Raw genomic sequence first — 12,799 nt, forward strand, 5'->3', positions numbered from 1 at the left:
TTCCGGGGGTGAGTTCGAGCCGTCAGCGAACACACATGACGGCCAAGTTGACACCCCCGGGCAACCCGGGCGGGAGCAGAGCCTTCCACGATGCCCTCCGGGTGGCGGAGCCGACCAAGTCCGTGAACTACGCGCTGTGCTCCGTACGCTGCGACCGCGGCGTGGCTGAATCGTGCATGAAGAGGGCCCGCTGGCTGAACCGGTCGAGCGGGCCTCATCGACCGTGTGCCGGGTGGCACCGTCGGCCGTGGTCTGCGAGGCGACCGCCGGACGGTGCAGGTGGCTGGTGGCCACCACCGCCACGGCCGTGGCGTCAGCGGCGTGGTCGCGGATCGTCTCCACCTTCCGGTGCGCCTGCGGGTTTAGTCAACTGTTCGACGAGTTGGAGCTTGTGGAAGGCGCCGTCGCGCAGCAGCGCTAAGAGTGCGCCGGGTGGCACCCGGTCCCGCGTTCTCGGTGATCCACTGGATTGCCCGGCCGACGGTGTGTGCATCCGGACACCACCTCCACGGGCCGGGCGCGACACCCTTTCATGCCGTCAATTCGCCCTGAAAAGCCCTTACTTTGGACCATGCGACGGCCTTTGGTCCTCGGAAAGGGCGCCCGACCCCGGCGCATGGAGCTGCCCCGGCGCATGGAGCGGTCCTCCGCTCGCCGGATGCGCGGTTTCACGCTCCGTCCAGTGCGCCGTCAGTGCGCTGTCCGATCTGGGCAACAAGGCTTATTGCGGCGGAAATTGAGCCGGATCCGCGAGAGTCCGAGCAGGTTCTGCGGCAGAGCGCACGCGTCGCGCGCGCTTGAGCCGGTACAGAACTCCGAGTACTACCGTGACCAGCAAGAACAGCACCGTGAACCACTGGAAGTACCAGTGTCCGCCCGCCGGGTCGTACACCGCCGCACGCGGCCAGGCGAGGTTGACGGTCATGAAGAGGCCGTAGAGGAGGGCCAGGACGTTGACGGGGATGCCCCAGCGGCCCAGGGAGAAGAGGGGCTTGCCGGTCTCGTCGGTGCCGTCGGCGGTGAAGGTTCCGCGCAGGCGCTGGACCAGTAGTGGCCCGGTGACCATCGCGTACGCCAGGTACAGCATCACGATGCAGGTGGTGCCGATGGCCAGAAAGGCTTCCGGGGAGGCGAAGTTGAGGAGGAGCAGGGCCGCCGCCAGGACGCCGACGACCAGGGCCGGGGCGCTCGGCATGCCCGTGCGCGGGTTGACCTTGGCCAGGCGGGCCGAGAAGGGCAGCTGGCCGTCGCGGGCCATCGAGAACAGCATCCGGCAGGCCGCCGTCTGGATCGCGAGGGTCGCCACCGCGATCGCCACCACCACGTCGACCAGCAGGGCGCGGCCCACCCCGTCGCCGAGGCTGCTCGTCAGGACGTAGCTCAGGCCCTCGATGCCGAGCCGGCCGTCGGTGAGGCTCGGCGCGGCCAGCAGGCCGGCGAGGATGATCAGGCCGCCCAGCAGGCCCGCCGAGGCGAGCGCGGTGAGGATCGTGCGGGGCGCGGTGCGCCGGGGATTGTGCGTCTCCTCGCTCATCTCGCCCGCGCTGTCGAACCCGATCATCACGTACGCCGCCGTGAACGAGCCCACCAGCAGCGCCCCGGACAGGCCGGACTCCAGTGCCGTACCCGTGTGGAAGGTGATGCCGGGAGTGCGCTTGGAGTGCGTGAACAGGAGCACGATGATCAGAGCGGCGCCGATGATCTCGGCGGTGACGCCGACCCGGTTGATCAGGGACATCACGCGGTTGTCGATGACGTTCACGAAGGTCGTCAGGATCAGGAGGAGCACGCCGAGGATTGCCGCGTTGGCCGCGCCGCTCGCCGAGGTGGGGGCCGGGTCGTCGCCGACCAGCTGGAAGCCGGACCAGATGGCCGGCATGACGACCTGGAGCGCGAGGGCTGCCGCCGCGACCACCACGATCTGCCCGATCACCATGATCCAGCCGGCGAACCAGCCGAAGGTGAGGTTGGAGAGCCGGGACGACCACTGGTAGATCGCGCCGGAGATCGGATAGCGCGCGGCCAGTTCCGCGAAGCACGCGGCGACCAGCAACTGGCCGATCAGCACCGCCGGCCAGGCCCAGAAGAAGACGGGGCCGCCGAACGCGTACCCGAAGGCGAAGAACTGGAAGACGGTCGTCAGAACGGAGATGAACGAGAACCCGGCGGCGAACGAGGCGTACCGGCCGAGGCTGCGGTGCAGTTCCTGGGGGTAGCCGAACTCGGCGAGGGAACGGTCGAGGGACGCGTCCGGCGGATCGGGGCGTACGTCGGAAGAAGTGGTCGTGGTCACGGCGGAACCTGCCTTCGGCGCGGAATTCCTGTCGGGTGACAGAAATTAGGGACGCGCTGTTTCGCAGGGATGTCGCGGCCGTATCCAAGCGGGGCCCAAGTCCTCACGTGCCGGCGGCGGCTCGGCGACCGGGCAACTTGAGGAGGCTCGGCGGCGTGGTGCCGGCTCGGACGACTTTCTCACGCGGTGTCTTCAGGGGCTCGGTGCAGGCATGGTGCGGGGCATGCAGTCGATCTCCACCTTGCTCCCACGAGGCCGTCAACGGGGCTATGGGGGCGGGGAGTTCAAGGCTGGCCGACCGCCCCGACCAGGGAAACCCGCTCGGTCGGGGCGCGGTGTGCCGTCTGTCCGGCTCCAGAAGGGGCCGGACAAGTGGGGCCCGACAAGTGGGGCCCGGACACTCGCGGGCCCCCGCAACTCGTGGCGACGCACGAAAATTCAGGAGGCCGCCGGTTCGGCGGTCTCCTGCTCCGCCTCGACCTGCGCGTTCCAGTCCCGCTTGGACGCCTGCCAGCCGTCCTCGTCGTGACCGAGGCGCCAGTAGCCGGAGATCGAGAGGTCCTCGCGCGGGATCTCGCGCTCCACGCGCAGCAGTCGGCGCAGCTCCTTCACGAAAGCCGCCTCGCCGTGCACGAACGCGTGCACCCGGCCGGCGGGGAACTCCAAGGTGCGTACGGCCTCGACGAGAGCCTGGCCCAGGGGGCGCTCACCGCGGTGCAGCCAGCGCACCTCGACGTCGGAGTCGATCTTCTGCTCCTCCTCGGGGCCGGCGACCTCCACGAAGGCGTACGCCTTTGCGCCGTCGGGCAGCGACTCCAGGGCGCAGGCGATCGCGGGCAGCGCGCTCTCGTCACCGACGAGCAGATGCCAGTCGGCGTCCGAGTCGGGGGCGTACGCGCCGCCGGGGCCGCCGAAGGCCACCGTGTCGCCCGGCTGGACGCGCATCGCCCAGGGGCCGGCCAGGCCCTCGTCGCCGTGCAGAACGAAGTCGAGGGTCAGCTCGCGCAGTTCGGGGTCCCAGGCGCGCACCGTGTAGGTGCGGGTCACCGGCCACTGCTCGCGCGGGAACTCCTCGCGGATGCGCTGCATGTCGAAGGGTTGCGGATAGGTGACGCCCTCGGCAGGGAACAGCAGTTTCACGTAATGGTCGGTGCGGCTGCCGGCCGAGAACTCGGCGAGGCCGTCGCCGCCCAGGACCACGCGTTGCATGTGCGGAGTCAGGCGCTCGGTGCGGACGACCTGCGCGGAGTGGGTCTTCGGAGCCCTGCGTTCCGGGCGCTCTGCCATGACGGCCTCCCTGTTCCTTGCTTAGGCTTACCTAAGTTAGCAGCTCCCTCCGGGAAAGCCCTGTTACCCGAGGCAATTTGTTTCGTAATGACTCTGCAAAACGAGAACAGTGTTCTCTGGGGTGGGGATGTTGTTCTCCCCCTACGAGGGCGTCATGCCTGGTGGTGAGGCACGCGTACATCGTGCCTCGCTCCCGGGGAAGCGGTACCTCACCTTCCGAGCGTCGTGAGCAATCTCTCCAATGAACCCCCAAGTCCCCAGCGGGCGGCGAGCGCGTCGAGCGCCGCTGGGTCGCGGGGAGCATGCGGCACCGCCGTGTTGACGTCCGGCAGCGGGACGTCGCCGGCTACCAGGACGACCTTCGGCGCCACCTCGACGTACGGCCGTGACTCGTCGAGCCGCTTCCGCTGCGACGGCGTCAGCTTCGCCTTCGGGTCGTCGACCGCGGCCATGATCCCGGCCAGGTCGCCGAACTCGGCCAGCAGCTTCGCGGCCGTCTTCTCGCCGATGCCGGGCACGCCCGGCAACCCGTCGCTCGGGTCGCCGCGCAGCAGTGCCAGCTCCGCGTACCCCTTCCCGTCCACCCCATACTTCTCGCGCAGCCACGCCTCGTCGGTCAGTTGCAGAGTGCCCACGCCCTTGAGCGGGTACAGGACGCGCACCCCTCGCGCATCGTCGACCAGTTGGTACAGGTCCCGGTCGCCGGTGACGATGTCGACGGGGCCCTCGGCGCGGCCGGTGAAGGTGCCGATCACATCGTCCGCCTCGTACCCCGCCACGCCCACGCGCGCGATGCCGACCGCGTCGAGTACCGCCTCGATGACCGGCACCTGCGGCGACAGGGTGTCCGGCACCTCCTCCTCGTCCGGCCCCACCTCGCGCTCCGCGGCGACGCGGTGGGCCTTGTACGAGGGGATCAGGTCGACCCGCCACTGCGGACGCCAGTCCGCGTCCATGCATGCCACCAGGTGATCCGGCCGATGGTCCTTGACCAGCCGGTCGATGAATTCGAGCAGTCCGCGCACGGCGTTCACCGGCGTGCCGTCCGGGGCCTTCACGGACTCCGGGACGCCGAAATAGGCGCGGAAATAGAGCGAGGCGGTGTCGAGAAGCATCAGTCGTCCGGTCACGCCTCGCATCATGCCGTACGCCACTGACAGTCACCCCGCGCGCCACTTTCGGGCACCCTCGACGGTCCGCACCCGGCCCCCGCGTTACCTCTGCGAAGGCTTGTGAACTGGCCCACTCCTCCGTTTGCCCATGTCGGGCACGGGCAGGCGCGGCCACGAAGGAACCCGGTTGTTCGCGCAGCCGTCGCAGCCGTCGCAACCGAAAAGACCGACGGAGAAGACCGACCGAGAGCACGACCGAGAGCACGATCGAAAAGCACCACCGAGGAGCACCCTTGTCTTCCAGGCTTGAGACCGAGCATCTGTACAAGGTGTTCGGCAGACGACCCGGCGACGCGGTGACACGGCTCGAACAGGGAGCCGACCGCGATGAACTGCGCGACGACGGCATCACCGCCGCCGTCATCGACGCGTCCTTCGCCGTGGAACCCGGCGAGATCTTTGTCGTCATGGGCCTGTCCGGCTCCGGCAAGTCGACGCTGCTGCGCATGCTCAACGGCCTGCTGGAACCCACCGCCGGACACGTCCGCTTCGACGGCCAGGACCTGACCGCGCTCGGCGACCGCGAACTGCGCGCGCTGCGAGCGAGCAAGATCAGCATGGTCTTCCAGCACTTCGCGCTCTTCCCGCACCGCAGCGTCCGCGAGAACGCCGCGTACGGCCTGTGCGTGCAGGGCGTGCCCCGCGCCGAGCGCGAACGCCGCGCCGACGAGGCGCTCGCCCTGTGCGGTCTGGCCGGCTGGGAGGACTCGTGGCCCGACGAGCTGTCCGGCGGCATGCAGCAGCGTGTGGGCCTGGCCCGCGCGCTTGCCACCGACGCCGACCTGCTGCTCATGGACGAGTCGTTCAGCGCGCTCGACCCGCTGATCCGCCGGGACATGCAGGACCAGCTCCTGGAACTCCAGAAGACCCTCAAGAAGACCATCGTGTTCATCACTCACGACCTCAACGAGGCCATGCGGCTGGGCGACCGCATCGCTGTCATGCGCGACGGCCGCATCGTCCAGACCGGCACCGCGGAGGACATCCTCGTCCGCCCCGCCGACGACTACGTCGCCTCCTTCACCAAGGATGTCGACCGCTCCCGCGTGCTCACCGCGGGTGCCGTCATGGACCCGGAGACCCGCGGCGACGAGGCCGACTGCGACTGCCCGACCGCGACTCCCGACACTCCGTTCACCGAACTGTGCGCGCTCAGCGCCCGTCTGACCCATCCGGTCGCGGTGCTCACCGCGGCCCCGGACCGCGAACTGGTCGGCGTCGTACCGCGACAGCGCCTCGTCGGTTTCCTGGGCGACCGGCCGGGCGACCCCGAGCCCTGCGGCAGCCCGAGTGACCCGGTCGACGCCGACGGGAAGGTGACCACCCGTGCCTAGGCTCCAGCTCGGTGACTGGGTCGACGACGGCGTCAGCTGGCTCGTCGACCACATGTCCTGGCTCTTCGACGCGGTCAAGGCGGTCATGGAGGGCCTGTACGACGGCATCTACGCGGTGCTCACCGCCCCGGAGCCCCTCCTCCTGGCCGGCATCCTCGCGGTCGCCGCATGGTGGCTGCGCGGCCTGGTCGCGGGCGGCCTGGCCTTCGCCGGATTCGCGCTCATCGACTCCATGGCCCTGTGGGACAAGGCCATGTCGACGCTCTCCCTGGTGCTCGTCGCCACCCTGATCGCCCTGGTGATCTCGATCCCGCTGGGCATCTGGGCGGCCCGCTCCAGAACGGTCAGCGCCGTCGTACGGCCCGTCCTGGACCTGCTTCAGACGATGCCGTCGATGGTGCTGCTGATCCCGGCGATCCTGTTCTTCGGCATGGGCGTCCCGGCGGGCGTCGTCGCCACCCTGATCTTCGCTCTCGCTCCCGGCGTACGCATGACCGAACTCGGCATCCGTCAGGTCGACGCCGAACTCGTCGAGGCCGCCGAGGCGTTCGGCACGTCACCCCGCGACACGCTGCTGCGCGTGCAGTTGCCCCTCGCGCTCCCGACGATCATGGCGGGCGTCAACCAGGTCATCATGCTCGGCCTGTCCATGGTCGTCATCGCCGGCATGGTCGGCACCGGCGGGCTCGGCGGCGCCGTCAACGAGGCCATCGGCCAGCTCGACATCGGCCTCGGCTTCGAGGCGGGTCTCGGCATCGTCGTCCTCGCCATCTACCTCGACCGGATGACCGGCGCGCTCGGCACCCAGATCTCGCCGCTGGGCCGCCGTGCCGCCGCCAAGGCCCGCACCGCGGGCACCCCCAAGCTCTGGAACCACCGTCCTCGCCCGGTCGTCGCGCTGGCCGGCGTGGTCGTCCTGGCGCTCGTCGCCGGCGGCCTCGGCATCTTCGGCTCCTCCTCACAGACCACCCGGGCCACCGGGACGGACGTGGGCCAGGGCAAGAAGGTCACCATCGGCTACATCCCCTGGGACGAGGGCATCGCCACGACGTTCCTGTGGAAGGAGCTCCTGGAGGAGCGCGGCTTCGACGTCACGACCACCCAGTACGCGGCAGGCCCGCTGTACACGGGCCTGGCCACCGGCCAGATCGACTTCCAGACGGACTCCTGGCTGCCGGTCACCCACGCCGAGTACTGGAAGAAGTACGGCGACCAGCTCGAGGACCTGGGCAAGTGGTACGGCCCCACCTCGCTGGAGCTGACCGTCCCCTCGTACGTGAAGGGCGTCGACTCGCTCGCCGACCTCAAGGGGCAGTCGTCGAAGTTCAAGGGCCGGATCGTCGGCATCGAACCGAGCGCCGGAATGATGGGCCTCCTCAAGGACAAGGTCCTGGGGGAGTACGGCCTCGACGATGAGTACGAGGTCGTCGACGGCTCCACCCCGGCCATGCTCGCCGAACTCAAGCGCGCGTACGCCAAGAAGGAACCGATCGTCGTCACCCTCTGGTCACCGCACTGGGCGTACAGCGACTACGACCTGAAGAAGCTCAAGGACCCGAAGGTCGCCTGGGGTGAGGGCGACGGCGTGCACACGCTCGCCCGCAAGGGCTTCGCCGACGACAACCCCGAGGTCGGCACCTGGCTGAAGAACTTCTCCATGACGGAGAAACAGCTCACCGGCCTGGAGGCGCGCATCCAGCAGGCGGGCAAGGGCGGAGAACAGGACGCCGTCCGCGCCTGGCTGAAGGCGAACCCCCAGCTCGCCGAGAAATGGGCACCGGTCGGCAACTCCGAGGGGAAGAGCGGTGCGAAAGGGGTATCCAACAACTGAGGGAGCCGCTCAGGAGGGGTGGGTCGAAACGGGAGGCACGCGCGTGTGTGCGGGTGCCTCCCGGTGCGGCCCACCCCTCGCGCGTTCGCGGACCCGGACGTTCCACGTACGAAAAGGATCCGGACAACCACGGAGCGCTATGCCATCACCCTGACCTGGCTGCCGTGTCGGCCGGTCCCGCTGGTCAGCCCGCCCGCCCGCGCGCGCGGGACGATGCCGGGAGGGGCCGGACGGCTCTTCCACTGGCGTGAACCGTGGGGGTCGTACCCGACGGGGGGTGACACCGATGTGACGGGCGCATGAAACGGTTTGCCGAACATGCGTAGGGTGCAGGGAAGTCATCAGAGGACGCGTCGTGCATGGTTCGGGGACGATCTGGCGAACAGCCACCGAACACGCGGCGCGATGCGCTGTGATGGGACGTACGCAACCGGGACGAGACGACGAGCCGAGGAGGGAGCCGGAGCTATGGGCGACCACAAAGAACAGCCCCTTCGGGTGGGCGCGGCCGTCCGGAGGCGGCGCCGGGCGCTGGAGCTCACCCTCGCCGTCGTGGCCGAACGCAGCGGACTGTCGGTGCCCTTCCTGAGCCAGATCGAGAACGAGCGGGCGCGACCGAGCCGCAGTTCCCTGGAGAAGGTCGCCGACGCCCTGCGAACCACCGCGGTCGAACTCCTCGCGGCGGCCGACCCCGCGTGCAGCGTCGACGTCGTCCGGGCGGACGCCCTCGAACCCGCCCCCACCGAGCCCCGGGTGCGCTCCCTCGTCCGCGGCCACCAGCAGCTGCACGCCATGGAGTTCGCCGGCGACCACGATGCCGGCCGCGAGTTCCAGCATCGCAACGACGAGTTGATGTACGTCGCCGACGGCGCCGTCGAGGTCGAGGCGGAGGGCCGCGCACACCGGCTCGGCCGCGGCGACACGCTGTACCTGACGGGCGGGGTGCGGCACCGCTGGCGGGCGACGGTGCCGGACACCCGGGTGATCGTGGTGGCGGTGGCCGAGCACATCGAGGCGGTGCAGGAAGGGCGGCGTTGAGGCATTGCAGGCGCTGCAGGAACTGAAGGCACTGACGGAACTGCGGTGCCGGTAGCACGACGACCCGGCCTTCGCCGTCAACTCGTATCCGCTGATCAGTAGTTGGGGAACGCGATCATGAGGGTGATCTCGCTGGTGCCGTCGCTGACGGAAGCGGTGGCGGTCACGGTGCCCGGCGTTCTGGTCGGGGCCACGGACTGGTGCAGCCATCCGGCCGATCTCGGCGCCGATGTCGTCCGCGTCGGTGGCACCAAGAACCCCAAGGTCGAGCGGATCGTCGAACTCGCGCCCGACCTGGTCGTCGCGAACGAGGAGGAGAACCGCGAACCGGACCTCGCCGCCCTGCGCGCGGCGGGCATCGAGGTGCTGCTCACCGAGGTGCGGGACGTGCCCCAGGCGTTCCGGGAACTGGAGCGGGTGGTGACGGCGTGCGGGGCGGGTTCGCGGCCCCGTTGGCTGGACGAGGCGGAGACGGCGTGGTCGGCGCCGGAGCGATGGTGGCGAACGGCCGCTGAGGGGCGTACGACGGCTGTCGTGCCGATCTGGCGGCGCCCCTGGATGGTGCTGGGGCGCGACACGCTCGCGGGTGACGTGCTGGCGCGGCTGGGCGTCGACAACGCGTACGCGTCCCACGCCGAACGCTACCCGCGCATTCCGGTCGAGGAACTGCGAGCCGCCGCCCGGGCCGGGATGGTCGTGCTGCCGGACGAGCCCTACCGCTTCACGGCCGAGGACGGTCCCGAGGCGTTCGAGGGGGTGCCGTGCGCGCTCGTCAGCGGGCGCCATCTCACCTGGTACGGGCCGTCACTGGTCGAGGCGCCACGGGTGCTGGGCGAGGCCCTGCGAGCAGCTCACCGCTGACCAGCCCGCGGACGGTACGGGCGGCGGCGCCGGCCCAGGCGGCGACGAGCAGGACGTACAGGGCGACGGCGAGAACGCCGAAGGCGGCGAGCCCGGTGTGGCGGCCGAGGCTTTCCGCGCCGGTGACACAGGTGCCCACCGGGAAGGTGAAGGCCCACCACGTCATCGCGAAGCCCATGCCCCGGCGCCGGGCGCGCAGCACCAGCGCACCGGCGAGGACAAGCCACAGCAGGGCGAAGCCCATGACGGGAACGCCGTAGAGGACGGCGGCGGCGGTGGCATGCGGGACGGGTACGACGCCGGGGGCGAGGTCGGCGAAGTTGCCGACGGCGGTGGTGGACTGGCCGAGCGGGCCCAGGGCCAGGAACAGGGTCGGGGTGAGGGCGAGCGGGAGCGGACCGTTCGTGACGAGGCGGGCGAAGACGACCGGCAGCATCAGCAGGGTCGCGAGCAGACTCAGCCCGAACATGCCGAAGCAGACGAGCAGGAGGGTCTGCTGCCCCTGTCCCGGCGGGAGATGGGGGACGAGGAGCGGACCGAGCGCCGCGGACACCATGGGTGCGACGACGGGGAGCAGCCATACGGGGCTGGGGGTGCTGCCGCCGCGTACGACCAGGAGGTACGGGACGGCGACGGCGGCGACGAGTCCGACGACCGTTCCGGCGGTGAAGAGGACCGCGTCCAGGGCGATGGCGGCCGACAGGCCGATCCAGTTCCGTCCCACGACGAGGGCGCCGCCGCCGACGGCCGTCAGGGCCATGGCGAGGCAGCCGTAGAAGGGTGCCGTCGCCGGGTCGAGGAGGTGGGCGCGGGTCTGGTCGTGGTGGTGGACCCAGTGCAGGGCACGGGCGCAGAGCAGCGCGACCAGGAGGGCGAGGGAGAGGGCCCAGACGGCCGTGCAGACGGTACGCAGTCCCGGGATGCCGTCCGCGCCGGGGAGGCCGGCGCCCGCGGTGCCCACGATGGCGGTGCCCATGACGGGGGCGTACCAGTTGGGGCCGAGGTGGCGGAGGTGGCCGAGGAAGAGAGGGTGCTGGGGCTCGGACCGGGACCGGGGGAGCGTGCGGGTGAGGGCGGGGGCTGCGGTGGCCATGTCCTCACGGTCGCGCGGGGTAGGGGTGGCCACCAGGGGGTTCGGGTGAATGAGGGCATAAGCTGGATCTATGGGTGATGTGAAGGGTGGGGCCGCGCGGTCGACGGGGGTCGCGCACCGGGTCCCGGATCTCGGCGCGATGGAGTTGCTGCTCGCGGTGGCCCGGCTGGGCAGCCTCGGGCGGGCGGCGCAAGAGCTGGGCGTCACACAGCCGGCCGCCAGCAGTCGCATCCGGTCGATGGAACGCCAGCTGGGCGTGGCCCTCGTGGACCGCTCGCCGCGCGGATCCCGGCTCACCGACGCAGGCGTGCTCGTCACCGACTGGGCGCGGCGGGTCGTCGAGGCGGCGGAGGCGTTCGACGCCGGAGCGCAGGCGCTGCGGGTGCGACGCGACTCCCGGCTACGGGTGGCGGCCAGCATGACGATCGCCGAGTACCTGCTGCCGGGCTGGCTGCTGGCGCTGCGCGCGCTGCGGCCCGAGACGGCGGTGTCGTTGTTGGCGGGGAACTCGGCGACGGTGGCTGAACGGGTCCTGTCGGACGAGGCGGACCTCGGTTTCGTGGAGGGGACGGGTGTACCGAGCGGGCTGGACTCGGCGGTCGTCGCGAAGGACCGGCTGATCGTGGTGACGGCGCCGGGGCACCCGTGGGCGCGGCGGCGGAAGCCGGTGGGGGCTGAGGAGTTGGCGGTGACGCCGTTGATCCTCCGGGAGGAGGGGTCGGGGACGCGGCAGGTGCTGAACACCGCGTTGGGCGGGCTGGCGCGGCCGCTGATCGAGCTGTCGTCCACGACCGCGGTGAAGGCGTCGGCGGTGGGTGGGGCGGGGCCGGCGGTGCTGAGTGAGCTGGCGGTGGGGGAGGAGCTGTCTACGCGGCGGTTGGTGTGCGTGCCGTTGGACGGGGTGCGGTTGGATCGGGAGCTGCGGGCGGTGTGGCCGACGGGACATCGGCCGGTGGGGCCGGCTCGGGAGTTGTTGGGGTTGACGCGGGGGTGAGGGGTGGTGGGCGGTGAGTTTTTCGTCCCCGCCGCCCCTACCCGTCCCATCCCTGGGGGCTGTGCCCCCAGACCCCCCTTCGGCCCTGAAGGGGCCTTGTCCTCAAACTCCCCCAGAGGGGGGACCCCCAGACGGGCTGGAGATGCTCGCCGCCCCCACCAACGCCACCATCACCCGCAGGTCCTCCCCCATCTCCGGATGCCACTGAACCCCCAGCACCCACCCGGACCCGGTCTCGGGATCTCCGGGTTCCACCGCCTCCACCGTGCCGTCCGCCGCGTACGCCGATGCCACCAGGCCCCTCCCCAGGCGGTCCACCGCCTGGTGATGGAACGTCGGTACCGATGTCTCCTCGGGCACCGCCTCCCCGTATCGCGTCCCCGGTACCGGCTTCACGGCATGGTGGCCGAAGACGCCCGGTGTCTGCGCGTGGCCGTCGATGTGCTGGACCAGCGTGCCGCCCAGGGCGACGTTCAGCAGCTGCATGCCCCGGCAGATGCCCAGCAGCGGGGTGCCGGACGTCAACGCCGCCTCGATCAGAGCGAGTTCCCAGACGTCCCGCGCCTCGGCGGGCGGCCCGGTGCGCGGATCGCGCTCCGCGCCGTACCGGGACGGGTCGACGTCGGGCCCGCCCGCGATCACGACAGCGTCGAGCCGGGCGACCGTCGCGGCGGCGTGTGCCGGGTCGTCCGGCGGGAGCATCGCGGCGATGCCCCCGGCCCGCTGCACGAGCCGCGGATACCCGGCCGGCAGCAGTGCCGCGGGCAGGTCCCACACCCCCCAGCGCGTACTGGAGTCCAGGTAGGTGCTGACGCCGATGAGCGGTCGTCGTCCGGTCGTGGTCACGAGGCCCTCCCTGGCATCCAATGGCGTACAGCCATACCTTTGCCGACCCT

At 70.7% G+C, this 12,799-nt stretch carries 11 protein-coding genes; 6 read left to right on the forward strand and 5 right to left on the reverse strand.

From position 1 onward, the window contains the following. Window positions 1-232 precede the first annotated feature (232 nt). On the forward strand, window positions 233-421 hold the full coding sequence (locus OG734_RS39630) for a hypothetical protein (RefSeq protein WP_330292237.1): 189 nt from the start codon (window positions 233-235) through the stop codon (window positions 419-421). Between the two features lie 300 nt (window positions 422-721). Here OG734_RS39630 and OG734_RS39635 read toward each other — a convergent pair whose 3' ends face one another. From OG734_RS39635 to OG734_RS39645, 3 genes are all read right to left on the reverse strand, one after another. Further along, a complete protein-coding gene (locus tag OG734_RS39635) occupies window positions 722-2,293 on the reverse strand; it encodes an amino acid permease (RefSeq protein WP_330292238.1) in 1,572 nt (523 codons plus the stop codon). Window positions 2,294-2,731: 438 nt separating this feature from the next. After that, window positions 2,732-3,580, reverse strand: coding sequence for a siderophore-interacting protein (locus OG734_RS39640; protein WP_330292239.1), 849 nt, complete (start codon window positions 3,578-3,580; stop codon window positions 2,732-2,734). A gap of 209 nt (window positions 3,581-3,789) precedes the next feature. Beyond that, window positions 3,790-4,719: a 5'-3' exonuclease gene (locus OG734_RS39645; protein WP_330293952.1), complete on the reverse strand. Its 930-nt coding sequence runs from the start codon at window positions 4,717-4,719 to the stop codon at window positions 3,790-3,792. A 266-nt stretch (window positions 4,720-4,985) separates the two neighbouring features. Between OG734_RS39645 and OG734_RS39650 the strand changes: the two genes are divergently transcribed. From OG734_RS39650 to OG734_RS39665, 4 genes are all read left to right on the forward strand, one after another. Further along, window positions 4,986-6,086 carry a quaternary amine ABC transporter ATP-binding protein gene (locus tag OG734_RS39650; protein ID WP_330292240.1) on the forward strand — a complete coding sequence of 367 codons (1,101 nt, stop codon included), beginning with the start codon at window positions 4,986-4,988 and terminating at the stop codon, window positions 6,084-6,086. Then, the gene (locus tag OG734_RS39655) at window positions 6,079-7,917 is read left to right on the forward strand and encodes an ABC transporter permease/substrate binding protein (RefSeq protein WP_330292241.1); all 1,839 of its coding nucleotides are present in this window, start codon (window positions 6,079-6,081) and stop codon (window positions 7,915-7,917) included. Before OG734_RS39650 ends, OG734_RS39655 begins: the two co-directional genes overlap by 8 nt. A 468-nt stretch (window positions 7,918-8,385) precedes the next feature. After that, on the forward strand, window positions 8,386-8,955 hold the full coding sequence (locus OG734_RS39660) for a helix-turn-helix domain-containing protein (protein WP_330292242.1): 570 nt from the start codon (window positions 8,386-8,388) through the stop codon (window positions 8,953-8,955). 117 nt (window positions 8,956-9,072) lie between these two features. Next, window positions 9,073-9,816: a helical backbone metal receptor gene (locus OG734_RS39665; protein ID WP_330292243.1), complete on the forward strand. Its 744-nt coding sequence runs from the start codon at window positions 9,073-9,075 to the stop codon at window positions 9,814-9,816. On the opposite strand, the gene OG734_RS39670 is transcribed toward OG734_RS39665, so the two are convergent. Continuing rightward, window positions 9,743-10,909, reverse strand: a complete 1,167-nt coding sequence (locus OG734_RS39670; RefSeq protein WP_330292244.1) for a TDT family transporter — start codon at window positions 10,907-10,909, stop codon at window positions 9,743-9,745. The genes OG734_RS39665 and OG734_RS39670 overlap by 74 nt on opposite strands. 70 nt (window positions 10,910-10,979) lie before the next feature. Here OG734_RS39670 and OG734_RS39675 point away from each other — a divergent pair, with 70 nt between their 5' ends. Next, window positions 10,980-11,903 carry a LysR family transcriptional regulator gene (locus tag OG734_RS39675; RefSeq protein WP_330292245.1) on the forward strand — a complete coding sequence of 308 codons (924 nt, stop codon included), beginning with the start codon at window positions 10,980-10,982 and terminating at the stop codon, window positions 11,901-11,903. 102 nt (window positions 11,904-12,005) lie between these two features. On the opposite strand, the gene OG734_RS39680 is transcribed toward OG734_RS39675, so the two are convergent. Continuing rightward, entirely contained in the window at window positions 12,006-12,749 is a 744-nt protein-coding gene (locus tag OG734_RS39680) for a gamma-glutamyl-gamma-aminobutyrate hydrolase family protein (protein WP_330292246.1), read from the reverse strand. Window positions 12,750-12,799 lie beyond the last annotated feature (50 nt).

The sequence above is a fragment of the Streptomyces sp. NBC_00576 genome (genome assembly GCF_036345175.1).
GTDB lineage: Bacteria > Actinomycetota > Actinomycetes > Streptomycetales > Streptomycetaceae > Streptomyces.